The 18,493-nt window shown below is 45.3% G+C and carries 18 protein-coding genes; all 18 read left to right on the top strand.

The features are described 5' to 3' along the window. Positions 1 to 24 precede the first annotated feature (24 nt). The 18 genes from glgB (at position 25) to AX677_RS04175 (ending at position 18,448) form a co-directional block, all read left to right on the top strand. Positions 25 to 1,935: a 1,4-alpha-glucan branching protein GlgB gene (glgB, locus tag AX677_RS04260; RefSeq protein ID WP_002900750.1), complete on the top strand. Its 1,911-nt coding sequence runs from the start codon at positions 25 to 27 to the stop codon at positions 1,933 to 1,935. A 6-nt stretch (positions 1,936 to 1,941) separates the two neighbouring features. Next, a complete protein-coding gene (locus AX677_RS04255; protein ID WP_002897914.1) occupies positions 1,942 to 3,084 on the top strand; it encodes a glucose-1-phosphate adenylyltransferase in 1,143 nt (380 codons plus the stop codon). Next, complete coding sequence (gene glgD, locus AX677_RS04250; protein WP_002896012.1) at positions 3,074 to 4,213, top strand: glucose-1-phosphate adenylyltransferase subunit GlgD; 1,140 nt, start codon at positions 3,074 to 3,076, stop codon at positions 4,211 to 4,213. The genes AX677_RS04255 and glgD overlap by 11 nt, the downstream gene beginning before the upstream one ends. Continuing rightward, a complete protein-coding gene (gene glgA / locus AX677_RS04245) occupies positions 4,210 to 5,640 on the top strand; it encodes a glycogen synthase GlgA (protein ID WP_060976279.1) in 1,431 nt (476 codons plus the stop codon). The genes glgD and glgA overlap by 4 nt, the downstream gene beginning before the upstream one ends. A 213-nt stretch (positions 5,641 to 5,853) precedes the next feature. Continuing rightward, positions 5,854 to 8,250, top strand: coding sequence for a glycogen/starch/alpha-glucan phosphorylase (locus AX677_RS04240; protein ID WP_060976278.1), 2,397 nt, complete (start codon positions 5,854 to 5,856; stop codon positions 8,248 to 8,250). Between the two features lie 142 nt (positions 8,251 to 8,392). Then, positions 8,393 to 8,893: a phosphatase PAP2 family protein gene (locus AX677_RS04235; RefSeq protein ID WP_060976277.1), complete on the top strand. Its 501-nt coding sequence runs from the start codon at positions 8,393 to 8,395 to the stop codon at positions 8,891 to 8,893. A gap of 125 nt (positions 8,894 to 9,018) precedes the next feature. Continuing rightward, the gene (gene manA / locus AX677_RS04230) at positions 9,019 to 9,960 is read left to right on the top strand and encodes a mannose-6-phosphate isomerase, class I (RefSeq protein WP_060976276.1); all 942 of its coding nucleotides are present in this window, start codon (positions 9,019 to 9,021) and stop codon (positions 9,958 to 9,960) included. A 264-nt stretch (positions 9,961 to 10,224) separates the two neighbouring features. Then, on the top strand, positions 10,225 to 10,425 hold the full coding sequence (locus tag AX677_RS04225; RefSeq protein WP_002896005.1) for a F0F1 ATP synthase subunit C: 201 nt from the start codon (positions 10,225 to 10,227) through the stop codon (positions 10,423 to 10,425). Positions 10,426 to 10,460: 35 nt separating this feature from the next. Beyond that, positions 10,461 to 11,177, top strand: coding sequence for a F0F1 ATP synthase subunit A (gene atpB, locus AX677_RS04220; RefSeq protein WP_002896002.1), 717 nt, complete (start codon positions 10,461 to 10,463; stop codon positions 11,175 to 11,177). 18 nt (positions 11,178 to 11,195) lie between these two features. Next, on the top strand, positions 11,196 to 11,690 hold the full coding sequence (atpF, locus tag AX677_RS04215; protein ID WP_002915584.1) for a F0F1 ATP synthase subunit B: 495 nt from the start codon (positions 11,196 to 11,198) through the stop codon (positions 11,688 to 11,690). Then, entirely contained in the window at positions 11,690 to 12,226 is a 537-nt protein-coding gene (locus AX677_RS04210; protein ID WP_060976275.1) for a F0F1 ATP synthase subunit delta, read from the top strand. The genes atpF and AX677_RS04210 overlap by 1 nt, the downstream gene beginning before the upstream one ends. Before the next feature lie 15 nt (positions 12,227 to 12,241). Next, positions 12,242 to 13,747, top strand: coding sequence for a F0F1 ATP synthase subunit alpha (gene atpA, locus AX677_RS04205; protein ID WP_002895997.1), 1,506 nt, complete (start codon positions 12,242 to 12,244; stop codon positions 13,745 to 13,747). 15 nt (positions 13,748 to 13,762) lie between these two features. After that, positions 13,763 to 14,644 carry a F0F1 ATP synthase subunit gamma gene (locus tag AX677_RS04200; RefSeq protein WP_002895995.1) on the top strand — a complete coding sequence of 294 codons (882 nt, stop codon included), beginning with the start codon at positions 13,763 to 13,765 and terminating at the stop codon, positions 14,642 to 14,644. Positions 14,645 to 14,682: 38 nt separating this feature from the next. After that, the gene (gene atpD / locus AX677_RS04195) at positions 14,683 to 16,089 is read left to right on the top strand and encodes a F0F1 ATP synthase subunit beta (RefSeq protein ID WP_002895993.1); all 1,407 of its coding nucleotides are present in this window, start codon (positions 14,683 to 14,685) and stop codon (positions 16,087 to 16,089) included. Positions 16,090 to 16,096: 7 nt separating this feature from the next. Continuing rightward, entirely contained in the window at positions 16,097 to 16,519 is a 423-nt protein-coding gene (locus AX677_RS04190; protein ID WP_082730228.1) for a F0F1 ATP synthase subunit epsilon, read from the top strand. Positions 16,520 to 16,694: 175 nt separating this feature from the next. Beyond that, a complete protein-coding gene (locus AX677_RS04185; protein ID WP_002895990.1) occupies positions 16,695 to 16,925 on the top strand; it encodes a DUF1146 family protein in 231 nt (76 codons plus the stop codon). A 67-nt stretch (positions 16,926 to 16,992) separates the two neighbouring features. Next, complete coding sequence (murA, locus tag AX677_RS04180) at positions 16,993 to 18,273, top strand: UDP-N-acetylglucosamine 1-carboxyvinyltransferase (protein ID WP_060976273.1); 1,281 nt, start codon at positions 16,993 to 16,995, stop codon at positions 18,271 to 18,273. After that, positions 18,266 to 18,448, top strand: a complete 183-nt coding sequence (locus AX677_RS04175) for a DNA-directed RNA polymerase subunit beta (protein ID WP_002917490.1) — start codon at positions 18,266 to 18,268, stop codon at positions 18,446 to 18,448. The genes murA and AX677_RS04175 overlap by 8 nt, the downstream gene beginning before the upstream one ends. The last annotated feature ends 45 nt before the right edge of the window (positions 18,449 to 18,493 follow it).

Raw genomic sequence — 18,493 nt, 5'->3', positions numbered from 1 at the left:
GCTTACAAATAGAAAGGTGATTGCATGGATAAGAACGAAGCATTAAGAACCTTTACAACAGGTGAAAACTTTCATTTGCAGCATTATCTAGGGGCGCATCAGGATGAAGTGGACGGCAAGTCTGGCTACTCTTTCCGCGTTTGGGCACCTAATGCTCAGAGTGTCCATTTGATTGGAGATTTCACCAATTGGTATGAAGAGCAGATTCCAATGGTCCGAAATGAAGCGGGCGTTTGGGAAGTCTTCACAGAGCTGCCTAAGGAAGGAGATATTTACAAGTACAATATCAAGCGCAGCAGTGGTCAGGAAATTTTGAAAATTGATCCGCTGGCTATCTATCTGGAAGAGCGTCCGGGCACGGGAGCAGTCATTCGCACTATTCCTGAGAAGAAGTGGAAAGACGGTCTTTGGCTGGCACGCCGGAAGCGTTGGGGCTTCTTCTCTCGGCCGGTCAATATCTATGAAGTGCATGCCGGATCTTGGAAACGCAATGAAGACGGCAGTCCTTATAGCTTTGCCCAGTTAAAAGAAGACTTGATTCCTTATCTGGTGGAGATGAACTACACACATGTGGAATTCATGCCGCTTATGGCTCATCCGCTAGGACTTAGCTGGGGCTATCAGCTTATGGGCTACTTTGCTTTTGAGCACACCTATGGCACGCCTGAGGAGTTTCAGGACTTCGTCGAAGAATGTCACTTGAACAATATCGGTGTCATTGTGGACTGGGTACCAGGTCATTTTACTATTAATGATGATGCTCTGGCCTACTATGACGGGACACCGACTTTCGAGTATCAGGACCACGATCGGGCTCATAACTATGGCTGGGGTGCTCTCAACTTTGATTTGGGTAAAAATCAGGTTCAGTCTTTCTTGATTTCCAGCATTAAATTCTGGATTGATTTTTATCATCTGGACGGAATTCGGGTTGATGCTGTCAGCAATATGCTCTATCTGGACTATGACAGCGGTCCTTGGCAGCCAAATAAAGATGGAGGCAATCGCAATTATGAAGGCTATTACTTCCTGCAGCGTCTCAATACGGTTATCAAATTAGCTCATCCTGATGTCATGATGATTGCAGAGGAAAGTTCCTCAGAGACCAAGATTACTGGCATGAGAGAGCTGGGTGGTCTAGGTTTTGACTACAAGTGGAATATGGGCTGGATGAATGATATCCTTCGTTTCTACGAGGAAGATCCGATTTATCGTAAGTACGATTTTAATCTGGTAACCTTTAGCTTTATGTACGTATTCTCTGAAAACTTCCTACTGCCATTCTCGCATGATGAAGTGGTTCATGGCAAGAAGAGTCTCATGCACAAGATGTGGGGCGACCGTTACAATCAATTTGCAGGGCTCCGCAACTTGCTGACCTACCAAATCTGCCATCCGGGCAAGAAATTGCTCTTTATGGGATCAGAATTTGGTCAGTTCTTAGAATGGAAGTCAGAAGAGCAACTAGAATGGTCTAATCTGGACGATCAGATGAACAAGAAGATGCAGGGCTTTACTGCTGCACTCAATGCCTTCTATAAAGACAATCGTCCACTTTGGGAGATTGATCTGAGCTATGATGGCATCGAAATCATAGATGCAGATAATACTGATCAAAGTGTCCTCTCCTTTATCCGTAAGACAGAAAAAGGAGATATGTTAGTTTGTGTATTCAATATGGCGCCGGTAGAGCGGAAGAACTTTACCATTGGTGTTCCAGTGGAAGCCATTTATGAAGAAGTATGGAACACTGAATTAGAAGAATGGGGAGGTGTTTGGAAGGAACATAACGAAACAGTTCAGTCTCAAGAAGGACTTTGGAAAGATTATCCACAGACCTTGACCTTTACACTGCCAGCTCTTGGAGCCAGCATCTGGAAGATCAAGCGTCGGATTGCTCGTAAAAATGTTAAAAAAGATTCCACAAAGGAGTAATAGTCTATGAAGAATGAAATGCTAGCTTTGATTCTTGCCGGCGGGCAAGGAACTCGTCTTGGAAAGCTCACACAGAGTATCGCAAAACCTGCGGTACAGTTTGGCGGTCGCTATCGTATTATTGACTTCGCCTTGTCTAATTGTGCCAACTCCGGTATTCACAATGTCGGTGTCATTACTCAATACCAACCACTAGCTCTGAACAGTCATATCGGAAATGGTTCTAGCTGGGGGCTCGATGGTATTAACTCAGGCGTGTCCATTCTTCAGCCTTATTCTGCGAGCGAAGGAAATCGATGGTTTGAAGGTACCAGCCATGCGATTTATCAAAATATCGACTATATCGACAGCATCAATCCTGAGTATGTCCTGATTTTGTCTGGGGACCATATCTACAAGATGGACTATGATGACATGCTTCAGTCACACAAGGACAACAATGCCAGCCTGACAGTTGCCGTTCTGGATGTGCCTCTCAAAGAAGCCAGCCGTTTTGGTATCATGAATACAGATGCTAATAATCGGATTGTTGAATTTGAAGAAAAACCAGAACATCCTAAGTCAACCAAGGCTTCTATGGGGATTTATATCTTTGACTGGCAGCGTCTGCGCAATATGCTGGTAGCTGCTGAAAAGAGCAATGTGGATATGTCTGACTTTGGTAAGAATGTTATCCCTAACTACCTAGAATCTGGCGAAAGCGTTTATGCTTATGACTTTGCAGGCTATTGGAAAGACGTTGGTACAGTAGAGTCTCTCTGGGAAGCCAACATGGAATACATCAGCCCAGAAAATGCTCTGGATAGCCGCAATCGTCGCTGGAAAATTTATTCTCGCAACTTGATTTCTCCGCCAAACTTCATCAGTGAAAATTCCCATGTGGAAGACTCGCTGGTCGTTGATGGATGTTTCGTTGACGGTACAGTAAAACACTCTATTCTTTCTACTGGTGCTCAAGTCAAAAAGGGCGCAGTCATTGAAGACTCTGTCATCATGAGTGGAGCTGTTATTGGCAAAGACGCTAAGATCAAGCGGGCCATTATCGGCGAAGGTGCTATCATCTCTGATGGTGTAGAGATTGATGGCACAGAGGAAGTATATGTTGTCGGATACAACGAGAAAGTGGGGGTACCAAAAGATGAAGATTGATAAATACTCAGCAATTTTAGGAAACACAGTCGGCTTCCATGATATGTCAACTCTGACAAATCATCGTCCAGTAGCCAGCTTGCCATTCGGTGGGAAATACCGCTTGATTGACTTCCCGCTTTCAAGTCTTGCCAATGCTGGTATCCGCAGTGTCTTTGGTATCTTCCAGCAGGACAATATCAGCTCTGTCTTTGACCATATTCGTTCGGGTCGTGAGTGGGGTCTGTCTACCTTGCTTAGCCACTATTACTTGGGAATCTACAATACTCGTGTAGAAAGCTCTACAGTCGGTGAGGAATACTATAAGCAGCTTTTGACCTACCTCAAACGTTCTGGTTCCAACCAAACTGTTGCACTTAACTGTGATATCTTGGTTAATATTGACCTCAATCAAGTTTTCCATTTGCACAATACAACAGAACAGCCAATCACAGTTGTCTATAAGAAATTGCATAAGGAAAATATTTCGGATGTGAATGCTGTCCTAGATATTGACGAAACGGACCATGTCAGAGGGCATAAACTTTTTGATGGTCGAGAAGATGCTGAGCTCTTCAATATGTCTACAGATATCTTTGTAGTGGATACTCCTTGGCTAATTGAAAAGCTGGAAGAAGAAGCTAAGAAAGAGCATCCGCAAAAACTTCGCTATGTCCTGCGTGATTTAGCAACTCAGGAAGGGGCATTTGCCTACGAATATACAGGCTATCTGGCGAATATCTATTCTGTAGAGACCTACTACAGATCCAATATCGATATGCTGGAAAGTAAGAAATTCTACTCTCTCTTCAGTCCGAATCAAAAGATTTACACCAAGGTTAAGAATGAAGAGCCAACTTACTATGCTGAGTCTTCAAAAGTATCTCGCTCCCAGTTTGCGTCAGGAAGCATTGTGGAAGGTGAGGTCATCAATTCTGTAATTTCACGGAATACCAAGATTAAGACTGGAAGCAGTGTCAAACACAGTGTTCTCTTCCCTCGAGTGAAAGTTGGAGAAAATGCAACTGTTGAGTACGCGATTGTGGACAAGGGTGTTGAAATTGGCGAAGGAGTGGTGATTCGCGGAACTGCAGAAGACCCAATCGTAGTCAAGAAGGGCCAAAAAGTTACAGAGGACATAATTCGATGAAGATTTTATTTGCAGCAGCAGAAGGAGCCCCATTTTCTAAGACAGGTGGTTTGGGAGACGTTATCGGCGCTCTACCCAAATCACTGGTCAAGGCTGGCCATGAAGTTGGTGTCATTCTGCCATACTATGACATGACTGATGCCAAATTTGGCGACCAAGTGGAAGACCTTTTCTATTTTGAAGTCAGCGTTGGCTGGCGCCGCCAGTATGTTGGGGTCAAGCGCCTGGTCTTGAACGGTGTGTCCTTCTATTTTATTGACAACCAGCATTATTTCTTCCGCGGCCATGTTTACGGGGACTTTGATGACGGTGAGCGCTTTGCATACTTCCAGTTAGCAGCAGTAGAGCTGATGGAGCGGATTGATTTCATTCCAGATGTTCTGCATGTTCACGATTATCATACAGCTATGATTCCTTTCTTGGTTAAGGAAAAATACCATTGGATTCAAGCATATCAGAATATCAAGACTGTCTTGACCATCCATAATCTGGAGTTCCAAGGTCAATTTCCTGACAGCATGCTTTGGGAACTATTTGGAGTAGGCTATGAGCGCTATGCAGACGGAACCCTGCGTTGGAATGACTGTCTCAACTGGATGAAAGCTGGCATTCTCTATGCAGACCGAGTGACAACTGTATCACCAAGCTATGCAAGTGAAATTCGTACACCAGAATTTGGTTGCAATTTGGATCAAATTCTGCGGATGGAGTCCGGTAAGCTGGTCGGAATTGTCAACGGTATTGATACAGATATCTATAATCCAGAAACGGATCCGCTATTAGCCCATCACTTTGACAAATCTGACTTATCTGGTAAACTAGAAAACAAGCGAGCTTTGCAAGAGAGAGTTGGTCTGCCTGTGCGTGACGATGTGCCGGTAGTTGGGATTGTTTCCCGTCTGACCCGTCAGAAAGGCTTTGATTTGGTAGTGGAAGAGCTGCACAATCTCCTCCAGGAAGATGTGCAGATTATCCTATTGGGAACAGGCGATCCAGCTTTTGAGCAGGCTTTCGCTTGGTTTGGTCATGCCTATCCTGATAAGCTTTCAGCCAACATTCTCTTTGATGTGACCTTGGCTCAGGAGATTTACGCTGCCAGCGATATTTTCCTCATGCCAAGCCGCTTCGAGCCTTGTGGACTGTCACAAATGATGGCTATGCGCTACGGAACCTTGCCTTTGGTGCATGAAGTGGGCGGTCTGCGTGATACCGTCGAGCCTTACAATGTCTATACAGGAAAGGGAACTGGCTTTAGCTTCAATAACTTTTCTGGCTACTGGCTGACTTGGACCTTCAAGGAGGCACTCAAGCTCTATGCCGATGACAAGGAAGCTTGGAAATCTCTGCAAGAGCAGGCGATGGAGAGAGACTTCTCTTGGGATACAGCCAGCAAGGCATACAGTGATTTATATCAATCACTCCTATAACATTTACTTTGGAATCAGTATAAGCAAATCCTCTCTTGTCCATTGGACAAGGGAGGATTTCCGTGAGAATTACATTTTTATATATTATCATACTGTATTGGAGCCCTGTTTTTAGCTTGTGGCTGAAGTGAGCGATTCCCATCTTGATTGAAAAAAGTATTTCTACGTTTAAATCTGCTTCCCGCTATTAAGAAAGGGAGATAACCATCCACTATGGAACTAACAAAAGAACGTTTTATTCGAGATTTTAAGGATATTCTACATGAAAGACAGCTGATTAAGGTTGCTGATGCGACTTCAGTGGAGCTTTTTCAGGCTTTAGCCAGCACTGTCCGCAAGTATATCACGCCCCTGTGGCTAGAGCGACGCAATCAGTTGATTGAGCAGCAGCAAAAGACAGCTTATTACTTTTCTATTGAGTTTCTTCCAGGTCGCATGCTGGAAACCAATCTGCTCAACTTAGGTATCCTCGATACGGTCAAGGAGGGCTTTGCCGAGTTGGGCGTTGACTTTGAAGATGTCAAGAATGCTGAGTATGACATGGCCTTGGGCAATGGCGGTCTGGGCCGCTTGGCGGCTGCCTTCATGGACTCGCTGGCAACCACTGGCTATCCAGGATTTGGAAATGGGATTCGCTATCGCTATGGCCTCTTTAAGCAACGCATCGTAGATGGCTATCAGGTAGAAATTCCTGATGCTTGGTTTGGCAGTCTAGGCAATGTCTGGGAGACCCGTAAGGACCATGATATTGTTGATGTTAAAATCTTCGGAAATGTTTCCCTCCATGCCAATGAAAAGGGCCGGATTGTGCCACTTTATGAGAATTCCAAAATCTTGCGGGCCGTTCCTTACGATGTGCCGCAGATTGGCTTTGGCAATGACAATGTCAACAATCTCCGTCTTTGGGATGTTGAAATTCCAGAGGAGTATGAATTGGACTATCCGACCATTGAAGCTCGTCGCCGGGTGCAAGACATCACTGCTATTCTCTATCCAGACGACTCTAGCTACGAAGGAAAAGAGCTGCGCCTGATCCAGGAATACTTCATGACCAGCGCAGGTCTGCAGACCATTATCAAATCCTACCTCAAGCAGGGTCGTCCGCTCAAAGATATTCATGAGAAGGTCTCTGTCCATATTAACGATACTCACCCAGCTGTTGCACCGGCTGAATTTATGCGTCTCTTGGTGGATGAGTACGACCTGGAATGGGCAGATGCTTGGAATGCTACGGTTAAAACCATGAGCTATACCAACCATACCATTCTGTCTGAAGCCTTGGAAAAATGGGATGCAGAGCTCTTTAAGAATGTCCTGCCGCGGGTTTATCAGATTATCCTAGAAATTGACAACCGCTATGTAGCTGAAATGGCTGGGCGTGGCCTTGATCCGCAAGTCATCGAAAACACTCGGATTGTCAAGGACAATCAAATCCACATGGCTCACTTGGCTATCATCGGTGGTCATTCAATCAATGGTGTTGCCAAACTCCACACCGAACTGCTCAAAGAAGACACCTTGCGTGATTTCTACAGCATTTACCCAGAGAAGTTTAACAACAAGACCAATGGCATTATCCAGCGCCGCTGGCTGCAGATTGCGGACCAGCCTCTGTCAGCTGAGATTGATAAGCTAATTGGTAAGGGCTGGAGAAGTGATATCCATGAATTGCGTAAGCTTTTGGAATTCAAGGACAATCAGCAAGTGCTGGGCGATTTTTATCGAGTGAAGCAAGAAGCCAAGGCTCGTCTGGCTGACTTCATCAAGGAATCAACAGGAGTGGAAGTCTCTACAGAAGCCATCTTTGATGTCCAGGTGAAACGTCTCCACGCTTACAAGCGTCAGCTACTCAACCTGCTTCATATCATCAAGCTTTACTGGGACCTCAAGGACAATCCTGACAAGGACATGGTACCACGCGTCTTTATCTTCGGTGCCAAGGCTGCTCCAGGCTACCACTTTGCCAAGTCTGTTATCAAGCTGATCAATGAAGTGGCCGATCTGGTCAACAAGGATGAAACCCTGCAAGGCAAACTCAAGGTTGTCTTCCTAGAAAACTACCGGGTCAGCCTGGCTGAGCTCATCATTCCTGCAGCAGATGTATCAGAGCAGATTTCTCTGGCTTCCAAGGAAGCTTCTGGCACTTCCAATATGAAGTTTATGATGACAGGTGCCATTACCTTGGCTACTTTGGACGGAGCCAATATCGAAATCAAGGATGAGGTCGGTGACGACAACATTGTCATCTTTGGGATGGACAAGGATCAAGTTTATGAGCATTATGCCCGCCATGATTACTACTCACGCGGTGTCTATGAAAGCAATCCAGATATTCGTCGAGTGGTCGATACCTTTGTCAACGGCACCATTCCAAATGTCCGTGAAGAAGGCTCTGAAATCTACGAAGCCCTCATCACCCACAATGATGAATATTTCCTCTTGGAAGATTTCCACTCCTATGTAGAAGCTCAAGAGAAGATTGATGCCCTCTATCGTGACAAAGAAAAATGGGCCCGCATGAGCTTGATTAATATCGCTACATCTGACAAGTTCACCTCAGACGATACCATTAAGCAATATGCCAAGGAAATCTGGAACTTGGAGAAATAATACTCCTGAGAAAACATAAACAATTAGAGATTGGGGCTGGGGTCTCAGTCTCTTTTGCTATCCATCTACCATCTTGTCTAGAAATATGCTATAGTAGAGAAAGTATGAGAGTCCAACTTTTAGAAAAGCAGGGTAAGCAAGTATGAAAGACTACACGATTTTTTATCAACAATTAACAACTCCCTTTCGCAGTCGCCCTCATTGGCTGAAAGGGCTGGTTTACTTCAATCGGGGAATGACCCTCTTCATACCTATCGTTTATGGTCTCGTTCTAATCAGTGCCTTTCTGACGGAAGGCTGGAAAGGGCTGCTTGCTTCTTTCTTCCTGCCAGCTATTGGATTTGGTTTGTTGTCAGCGATTCGTAAACGGCTGAATCAAGCACGCCCTTACGAGAAATGGGCTATTCAACCCTTGCTGGCTAAGGATACATCAGGCAAGTCCATGCCCAGCCGCCATGTCTTTTCGGCGACAGTGATTTCCATGTGTCTACTCTACTTTTTCTGGCTGCCGGGACTTATCTGCCTCTTGCTTTCAGCAGGGCTGGCCGTAGTGCGCGTGATTGGCGGAGTGCACTATCCAAAGGATGTGCTGGTAGGCTATCTTTGCGGCATTTGCTGGGGAGCTTTACTCTTTTTACTCTAAAGTACTTGCTTTCAGCAGAGAGTAGACAAAGGACCTCCAGCTATATTATAATAGAAGCAGCAACAACCGTTTCGACACCAAGGGTTATTCCTTGCTGGATGTAAAAAATATTTAAGGAGTCTACTATGTCAGAACCATTATTTCTACAGTCTGTGATGCAGGAGAAGATTTGGGGTGGGACCAAGCTGCGCGATGTCTTTGGCTATGAGATTCCCAGCGACCATGTAGGGGAGTACTGGGCTATCTCGGCTCATCCTAATGGTGTGTCAACTGTCAAGGATGGACGCTTTGCAGGCCAGAAGTTAGATGTTCTCTATGCCGAGCACCGTGAGCTTTTTGGCAATCGTCCGGAACCTGTCTTTCCACTTTTGACGAAGATTTTAGATGCCAATGACTGGCTTAGTGTTCAGGTCCATCCTGATGATGCCTATGGACTAGAGCACGAAGGGGAGCTTGGTAAGACTGAATGCTGGTATGTCATTGCTGCAGACGAAGGAGCAGAGATTATTTATGGTCACAATGCCAAGAGCAAGGAAGAGCTGCGCCAGCAGATTGAGAGCAAGGACTGGGACCATCTTCTGACCAAAATCCCAGTCAAGGCTGGTGACTTCTTCTATGTACCAAGTGGCACCATGCATGCCATTGGCTCGGGGATTCTGATTTTAGAAACTCAGCAGTCCAGTGACACAACCTACCGTGTCTATGACTTTGATCGTAAGGACGATGCTGGTAATCTTCGTGAGCTGCATTTGGAGCAGTCGATTGATGTTTTAACTATCGGTGAGCCAGCCAATAGCCGTCCTGTTACCATTCAGGCAGATAGTTTAGCTTCTACTCTTTTGGTGGCCAATGACTTCTTTGCTGTTTACAAGTGGGATATCGCTGGTTCGGTTAATTTTAAAAAGACAGCAGACTATAGCTTGGTCAGTGTCTTGGAAGGTGTCGGTGAGCTAGAAGTTGGTGGGGCAGTTTATCCTCTTGAAAAAGGGGGGCATTTCATCCTGCCTAGTGATGTTACAGAATGGACCTTGTCTGGGGATTTGCAGCTGATTGTCAGCCATCCATAATCATAGAAAAATCAAGAGCAAATAATCACTTTGCTCTTTTTTCTTTAAAAAACATATGAAATAAGTGAAATTTTAATCACTTTCTTCTTATTTATATAGCAGAATAGTTTGTATATCAACAATAATTCAATTGTTTTGACAGGAAAATTTATAAATCAAAAGAATGAAACAAAAAACGCTTACAATGGTGGCAAAAGATTGACTATTCGATATTTTAGGAGTAAACTAAGGAAGTAAATTTTAAAATATAAAGGAGAAGTCATCATGAATTTAACATATTTAGGACTTTGTTTGGCCTGCTTGGGCGTATCAATTGCTGAAGGTATGATTATGAGTAATCTATTTAAGGCAGCAGCTCGTCAGCCAGAAATTATCGGTCAATTGCGAAGCCTCCTAATCTTGGGAGTAGCCTTCGTTGAAGGTACTTTCTTTGTAACGCTGGCTATGTCCTTTGTTATCAAATAAGAAAGGATTCTCTTTAGAAAAGGGGGTGTCATCTGTTGGAAGAAAGTATCAATCCAACTATCAATATAGGTCCTGTGACCTTTGATTTGACCCTGCTGGCCATGACTCTGCTGACGGTGTTTGTAACTTTTGGGCTTGTTTATTGGGCAAGTCGAAAGATGACGATTAAGCCGTCAAGAAAGCAGAATGCTTTGGAATATATCTATGACTTTGTCATTGATTTTACCAAAGGAAACGTTGGCGAGCATTATATGAAGAATTACTCGCTTTTTCTATTCTCCCTCTTTCTTTTCGTAGCTGTGGCGAATAACTTGGGATTAATGGCTAAGGTTCAGACAACCAATGGTTTCAATCTCTGGACATCACCGACAGCAAATCTCGCTTTTGACCTAGGCTTCTCTCTTTTAGTGACGGTATTCTGTCATGTAGAAGGAATCCGTCGTCAAGGTATAAAAGGATATCTAAAAGGTTTTGTGACTCCAGGTATCATGACACCCATGAATATCTTGGAAGAATTTACCAATTTTGCTTCGCTAGCCTTGCGGATTTATGGAAATATTTTTGCAGGTGAAGTATTGGCTGGTTTGCTCTTGACTTGGGCACATCAAGCAGCGTATTGGTATCCGATTGCCTTTATTATGAACATGGTTTGGACTGGTTTTTCCATCTTTATTTCCTGTATCCAAGCCTATGTTTTTACCATGCTAACATCTATGTATCTTGGTAAAAAGATTAATGGTGAGGTAGAATAAAAAGAAAGGATAGATAAAATGAATATAACCGTAGGTGAAATTATTGGCAACTTTATCTTGATTGCCGGCTCCTTTCTTCTTTTAGTATTTCTCATTAAGAAGTTTGCTTGGGGCAATATTATCGGGATTTTAGACCAGCGTGCTCAAAAGATTTCAGACGATATTGATGGTGCAGAAGCTGCACGTCAGAAAGCAGAAGACTTGGCGCAAAAGCGTGAGGAAGCTCTAGCAGGCAGTCGGGTCGAAGCAGTTTCTATCGTTGAGACAGCTAAGGAGACAGCTGAGAAGAACAAGGCTGGCATCCTAGCAAATGCAGCAGAAGAAGCAGGGCGCTTGAAGGCTAAAGCCAATCAGGAAATTGCCCAAAATAAGGCAGAGGCTATGAGCAGCATCAAAGGAGAAGTGGCTGACTTGACAGTGACTCTGGCTAGTAAGATTTTGAGCCAGGAGCTGGATAAGGAAGCTCAAAGCGAGCTCATTGACCGCTATATCAAACAGTTAGGAGATGCCTGATGGATAAGAAGCAATATGCAATCATTGAGAAATATGCTTTGCCTTTTGTTCAGACGGTCTTTGAAAAAGGTCAGCAAGAAGATGTTTTTGAAAAACTGAGTCAGATTAAGGCTGTTTTCGAGGAGACCGGCCTTGCTGACTTTTTGTCACATATCGGCATCAGTGACCACGAGAAAGAAAAGAGTCTGCGGCTCTTTCAAAACTCAGGCTCCCAGCTGCTTGATAATCTGATTGAAATCGTCATTCTCAATCATCGTGAGGACCTCTTTTATGAGATTGTGCTGGAGAGTCAGCATCAGCTTGAAAAGATCAGCAATGAGTTTGAGGTGACGCTCCGCTCTGTTCAGCCTTTGACAGCCAGTCAGAAGGAGAAGATTCGACCGATTATTGAGCAGAAGATGGGCCTAAAAGTCCGCTCGCTCAAGGAAGAATTGGACAGCAGCTTGATTGGCGGCTTTGTCATCTCTGCCAATAACAAAACAATTGATGCAAGCATAAAACGTCAATTGCAAGTCGTAAAAGAAAAATTGAAATAGAAAGTGGTGTGAATTTTGGCGATTAACGCACAAGAAATCAGCGCTTTAATTAAGCAACAAATTGAAAATTTCCAGCCAAATTTTGACGTCACAGAAACAGGGGTCGTCACTTATATTGGTGATGGAATCGCGCGTGCTCATGGTCTGGATAAGGCTATGAGCGGAGAGCTGTTAATCTTTGAAAATGGCTCTTATGGTATGGCGCAAAATCTAGAGTCGACCGATGTTGGGATTATCATCTTGGGAGACTTTACAGACATTCGTGAGGGAGATACCATTCGCCGGACTGGCAAAATCATGGAAGTTCCTGTCGGAGAGGCCTTGATTGGGCGGGTTGTTGATCCGCTGGGTCGTCCTGTTGATGGACTTGGTGACATTGTCACGGACAAGACACGTCCAGTTGAAACGCCGGCTCCGGGTGTCATGCAGCGTAAGTCAGTATCTGAGCCTTTGCAGACAGGTCTCAAGGCAATTGATGCCTTGGTTCCGATTGGCCGTGGCCAGCGGGAGCTGATTATCGGGGACCGTCAGACTGGGAAGACGACCATTGCCATTGATGCCATCCTGAACCAGAAAGGTCAGGATATGATTTGTATCTATGTGGCGATTGGTCAGAAAGAATCTACCGTTCGTACGCAGGTAGAAACGCTCCGTCAGTATGGTGCTTTGGACTATACGATTGTCGTGACAGCCTCTGCTTCACAGCCGTCGCCCTTGCTTTTCCTAGCGCCTTATGCTGGTGTAGCGATGGCAGAAGAGTTCATGTATAATGGCAAGCATGTTTTGATTGTCTATGATGACTTGTCTAAGCAGGCGGTGGCCTATCGTGAACTGTCCCTCTTGCTCCGCCGTCCGCCAGGCCGTGAGGCCTTTCCAGGAGATGTTTTCTATCTGCATAGCCGTCTCTTGGAACGTTCAGCCAAGGTTTCTGATGAGCTGGGCGGTGGTTCGATTACAGCTTTGCCATTTATTGAAACGCAGGCAGGAGATATTTCAGCTTATATCGCGACCAACGTGATTTCAATCACTGACGGACAAATTTTCCTCAGCGACAGCCTGTTCAATGCTGGGGTACGTCCAGCTATTGATGCAGGTTCTTCTGTATCACGGGTTGGGGGCTCTGCCCAAATCAAAGCTATGAAGAAAGTAGCTGGAACCCTGCGTATCGACCTGGCTTCTTATCGGGAGCTGGAGGCCTTTACTAAGTTTGGTAGTGATTTGGATGCAGCAACGCAGGCCAAACTCAATCGTGGACGCAGGACTGTAGAAGTCTTGAAACAGCCGATTCATGAGCCGCTGCCGGTTGAAAAGCAGGTAGTGATTCTCTATGCTTTGACCCATGGTTTCCTAGACAGTGTGCCAGTAGACGATATTCTGCGCTTTGAGTCAGAACTATTTGCCTACTTTGATGCACATCAAGAAAGCATTTATGAAACCATTCGGACAACGAAAGACCTTCCAAGTGAGGAAGTCTTGGATGCTGCCATTACTGAGTTTATTGACCAGTCTAGCTTCAAATAAGAATAGAGGTGTCAGATGGCAGTTTCGTTAAATGATATTAAAAATAAAATTGCATCCACGAAAAACACCAGTCAAATCACCAATGCCATGCAGATGGTTTCTGCTGCTAAGCTGGGAAAATCTGAGGAAGCAGCTAAGAATTTTCAGGTCTATGCCCAGAAAGTGCGTAAGTTAGTTACGGATATGCTGCATGGCCACGAGGCAGAAAATGCCCGTCATCACTCGATGTTAATCAGTCGGCCAGTTAAGAAATCAGCCTATATCGTCATTACTTCTGACCGCGGGCTGGTAGGTGGCTACAATGCGACTATCCTTAAGGCTTTGATGGAGCTGAAAGCTGAGTACCATCCGACAGGAGAGGACTTTGAAGTCATCTGTATCGGAAGTGTTGGTGCTGATTTCTTCCGAGCTAGGGGCATTCAGCCAGTTTATGAGCTGCGTGGTCTAGCCGACCAGCCTAGCTTTGATGAGGTCCGTAAAATCATTAGCAAGACCATTGAGATGTATCAGAATGAGCTCTTTGATGAGCTCTATGTCTGCTATAACCACCATGTCAACAGTCTGACCAGTCAGATGCGGGTGGAGCAGATGCTGCCAATCATTGACTTGGATCCTAATGAAGCTGATGAAGATTATACGCTGAATCTGGAACTGGAGTCCAGTCGGGATTCTATCTTGGACCAACTGCTACCCCAGTTTGCAGAGAGCATGATTTACGGTGCCATTATTGATGCCAAGACGGCTGAGAATGCTGCCGGTATGACTGCTATGCAGACAGCGACAGACAATGCTAAAAAGGTTATCAGCGATTTGACTATTCAGTACAACCGCGCTCGGCAGGCTGCCATTACGCAGGAAATTACTGAAATCGTGGCGGGTGCAAGTGCCCTAGAATAAGGCCACAAATGAATTAGAAATTAAACGAGGGAAAAAACATGAGCTCAGGCAAAATTGCTCAGGTTATCGGGCCGGTCGTAGACGTTGCGTTTGCTGCCGGAGACAAACTACCTGAGATAAATAATGCACTTGTAGTCTATAAAAATGATGAGAAAAAATCAAAAATCGTCCTTGAAGTAGCTCTTGAGCTTGGTGACGGTGTGGTGCGGACCATTGCCATGGAGTCGACCGATGGTTTGACACGTGGTTTAGAGGTCTTAGATACTGGTCGTCCGATTTCTGTGCCGGTCGGCAAGGAAACTCTGGGCCGGGTGTTCAATGTCCTTGGGGATACTATTGACTTGGATGCGCCTTTTGCAGAAGATGCAGAGCGCCAGCCGATTCATAAAAAGGCACCGACCTTTGATGAACTATCAACTTCATCAGAAATCCTGGAAACAGGGATCAAGGTTATCGACCTTCTGGCACCTTATCTGAAAGGTGGGAAGGTTGGTCTCTTTGGTGGTGCCGGAGTAGGGAAAACAGTCCTGATTCAGGAATTGATTCACAACATTGCCCAAGAACACGGGGGGATTTCTGTCTTCACAGGTGTTGGTGAACGGACGCGTGAAGGGAATGACCTCTACTGGGAAATGAAAGAGTCTGGCGTTATCGAAAAGACGGCTATGGTCTTTGGTCAGATGAATGAACCGCCAGGAGCTCGGATGCGGGTTGCTCTTACCGGACTGACTATTGCGGAATATTTCCGCGATGTGGAAGGTCAGGACGTGCTGCTCTTTATTGACAACATCTTCCGCTTTACGCAGGCTGGTTCGGAAGTGTCTGCCCTTTTGGGACGCATGCCATCAGCCGTTGGTTACCAACCAACACTTGCTACAGAAATGGGACAGTTACAAGAACGTATTACCTCAACTAAGAAAGGTTCCGTTACTTCCATCCAGGCTATTTATGTGCCAGCGGATGACTATACTGACCCAGCACCAGCGACAGCTTTTGCTCACTTGGACTCTACGACCAACCTGGAACGGAAATTGGTTCAGCTGGGGATTTATCCAGCCGTGGATCCACTCGCTTCCAGCTCTCGTGCCCTTTCACCAGAGATTGTCGGAGAAGAGCACTATGCAGTGGCAGCAGAGGTTAAGCGGGTTCTGCAACGTTATCATGAATTGCAGGATATCATTGCTATCCTTGGTATGGACGAGTTGTCTGACGATGAGAAGACACTGGTAGCACGTGCGCGGCGGATTCAGTTCTTTCTGTCACAGAACTTCAATGTGGCGGAGCAGTTTACTGGTCAGCCAGGTTCCTATGTGCCAGTAGCTGAAACGGTTCGTGGCTTCAAAGAAATCCTTGAAGGTAAGCACGATAAGCTGCCAGAAGATGCCTTCCGTGGTGTGGGCTCCATCGAGGATGTATTGGCCAAGGCTGAGAAAATGGGATTCTAAGAGGTGAATGATGGCTCAAATGACAGTACAAATCGTGACACCGGATGGTCTTATTTATGATCACCATGCTGCATTTGTTTCCGTAAAGACCATTGATGGTGAGTTGGGGATTTTGCCCCGCCACATCAATACCATCGCTGTTTTAGAAGTAGATCAGGTCAAGGTACGTCGGGTTGATGATGACATGCATATCGATTGGATTGCGGTTAATGGCGGAATCATTGAAATTGCAGATAATGTCATTACCATTGTGGCGGATTCAGCTGAGCGTGAGCGAGATATCGACATTAGTCGGGCTGAGCGGGCTAAACTCCGAGCTGAGCAAGAAATCGAAGAAGCACATGATAAGCATTTGATTGACCAAGAACGCCGGGCTAAGATTGCCCTGCAGCGGGCGATTAACCGGATCAATGTCGGAACAAGATTATAAGAAGCTATTTTGCCTAGATTGATGGAAGTCATCTTTCATCTGACGAGATTTGGTTTCTTGAATACAAACTGAATACGAAAAACTGAGGCAGATCTGTCTCAGTTTTCTTTTCCAAAGAAAAAGGGGGGACTATTTAGTTCGTCCCTGACTGGAGTCTTGTGGTATAATAAAAGTTATGGTAGAAGTTGTTTTTAAATTATGCAGTCATTTGCTCTTTATTTTCTTTGCCTTTCATCTGCTGTCAACGGTTGTTGAGTGGGAGAGGTTTTTCAAGGTTAATGCCGATAATGCGATGAAGATTCGCTTTTTGATTCTCTTGTTCAGTATTGCCTTGGGCTATTTAGTCAGCCTTTTCTTCATTGGTATTTACGATATGAGCCGGGCGATTTTTAATGGTACTTTATAAGGTCATATTTTTGATTTTATGGTATGATAGTATGGATGATTTTAAAAATTTAGAGTAAGGAATCGGTATGGAAAAAATTATTATTCAAGGTGGAGATAATCGCTTGGTCGGAAAGGTCAAGATTGAAGGAGCAAAAAATGCGGTGCTGCCTCTCTTGGCAGCGACAGTCTTGGCTAGTGAAGGCCAGTCTGTTTTGAAAAATGTTCCGGTCTTGTCTGATGTCTTTACCATGAACAATGTGGTCCGCGGTTTAAACACTCAGGTGGATTTTAATCAGGAAGAAAATACAGTTGTTGTGGATGCCACCCAGCCCTTGTCTGAGGAGGCGCCTTACAAATACGTCAGTAAAATGCGGGCATCTATCGTTGTTTTGGGGCCAGTTCTGGCTCGTAATGGTCATGCTAAGGTTTCCATGCCAGGCGGCTGTACGATTGGCAGTCGGCCTATTGACTTGCACCTGAAGGGCTTAGAAGCCATGGGCGCGCAGATTACCCAGACAGCGGGTTATATCGAAGCGAAGGCAGATCGGCTCAAGGGTGCTCACATTTACATGGACTTTCCTAGTGTGGGAGCAACGCAAAACATCATGATGGCTGCAACTCTGGCTCAAGGAACGACAGTGATTGAAAATGCCGCTCGGGAGCCTGAAATTGTTGACCTAGCCCTCTTTTTAAATGAAATGGGAGCCAAGGTCAGAGGAGCAGGTACTGAGACTTTGACTATTGTCGGAGTGGACCAGCTGCACGGGGCCAAGCATAATGTAGTTCAAGACCGTATCGAAGCAGGAACTTTTATGGTTGCTGCAGCTATGACCAGCGGTGACTTGCTGATTGAGGATGCCATTTGGGAGCACAATCGTCCCCTGCTTTCCAAAATGCAGGAAATGGGAGTGGAAGTGACAGAGGAAGATGAAGGGATTCGGATTCGTTCCGATGTTTCGAAACTTAGACCGGTTGCGGTCAAGACCCTTCCTTATCCAGGCTTCCCAACGGACATGCAGGCTCAGTTTACGGCTCTCATGGCTATGGCCAAGGGCGAGTCTACGATGATTGAGACTGTCTTTGAGAACCGCTTCCAGCATCTAGAGGAAATGCGTCGGATGGGGCTGCACTCTGATATCATGCGTGACACAGCTCGTATCTGGGGCGGTGGCAGTCTTCAGGGAGCTGAAGTCATGTCAACAGACCTTCGGGCCAGTGCGACTTTGATTCTGATGGGCTTGATTGCTGAAGGCGAGACTAAGGTCAGCAAGCTCGTACACTTAGACCGAGGCTACTATAAATTCCATGAGAAATTGGCAGCCTTGGGAGCCAAAGTGAAGCGTGTAAAGGAAGAAGACGATGAGTGAAAATCTAAAATATTTAGGTCGGCAAATTGGCCTTGTTTTACTGGTTCTTTTGGTAGCTGTGATTCTCTTTTTCGTGGCTTTGATGATTGGTTATAATGTTATCGGAAACGGTAAGGGCTCTATCTGGTCACCAGAAACCTGGCAAGAATTAATCGGGAAGTTTACTGGAAACTAGCTCCTAGTCGAAAAGACTGGCTGAAATGAATCCAGTTTGCTAAGT

This window comes from Streptococcus sp. CCH8-C6, assembly GCF_001557225.1.
In the GTDB taxonomy this organism is placed as follows: Bacteria; Bacillota; Bacilli; order Lactobacillales; family Streptococcaceae; genus Streptococcus; species Streptococcus sanguinis_C.
This window is presented reverse-complemented; position numbering and strand designations above follow the sequence as displayed.

Excerpts from the sequence above, each read along its gene's own strand:
- AX677_RS04175 (WP_002917490.1), top strand. The coding sequence starts at position 18,266 with ATGAGTGAAAATCTAAAATATTTAGGTCGGCAAATTGGCCTTGTTTTA.
- glgB (WP_002900750.1), top strand. The coding sequence starts at position 25 with ATGGATAAGAACGAAGCATTAAGAACCTTTACAACAGGTGAAAACTTT.
- AX677_RS04210 (WP_060976275.1), top strand. The coding sequence starts at position 11,690 with ATGGATAAGAAGCAATATGCAATCATTGAGAAATATGCTTTGCCTTTT.
- manA (WP_060976276.1), top strand. The coding sequence starts at position 9,019 with ATGTCAGAACCATTATTTCTACAGTCTGTGATGCAGGAGAAGATTTGG.
- atpD (WP_002895993.1), top strand. The coding sequence starts at position 14,683 with ATGAGCTCAGGCAAAATTGCTCAGGTTATCGGGCCGGTCGTAGACGTT.
- AX677_RS04235 (WP_060976277.1), top strand. The coding sequence starts at position 8,393 with ATGAAAGACTACACGATTTTTTATCAACAATTAACAACTCCCTTTCGC.
- AX677_RS04200 (WP_002895995.1), top strand. The coding sequence starts at position 13,763 with ATGGCAGTTTCGTTAAATGATATTAAAAATAAAATTGCATCCACGAAA.
- glgD (WP_002896012.1), top strand. The coding sequence starts at position 3,074 with ATGAAGATTGATAAATACTCAGCAATTTTAGGAAACACAGTCGGCTTC.
- glgA (WP_060976279.1), top strand. The coding sequence starts at position 4,210 with ATGAAGATTTTATTTGCAGCAGCAGAAGGAGCCCCATTTTCTAAGACA.
- AX677_RS04190 (WP_082730228.1), top strand. The coding sequence starts at position 16,097 with ATGATGGCTCAAATGACAGTACAAATCGTGACACCGGATGGTCTTATT.
- AX677_RS04255 (WP_002897914.1), top strand. The coding sequence starts at position 1,942 with ATGAAGAATGAAATGCTAGCTTTGATTCTTGCCGGCGGGCAAGGAACT.
- murA (WP_060976273.1), top strand. The coding sequence starts at position 16,993 with ATGGAAAAAATTATTATTCAAGGTGGAGATAATCGCTTGGTCGGAAAG.
- atpF (WP_002915584.1), top strand. The coding sequence starts at position 11,196 with ATGAATATAACCGTAGGTGAAATTATTGGCAACTTTATCTTGATTGCC.
- AX677_RS04185 (WP_002895990.1), top strand. The coding sequence starts at position 16,695 with ATGGTAGAAGTTGTTTTTAAATTATGCAGTCATTTGCTCTTTATTTTC.
- AX677_RS04225 (WP_002896005.1), top strand. The coding sequence starts at position 10,225 with ATGAATTTAACATATTTAGGACTTTGTTTGGCCTGCTTGGGCGTATCA.
- AX677_RS04240 (WP_060976278.1), top strand. The coding sequence starts at position 5,854 with ATGGAACTAACAAAAGAACGTTTTATTCGAGATTTTAAGGATATTCTA.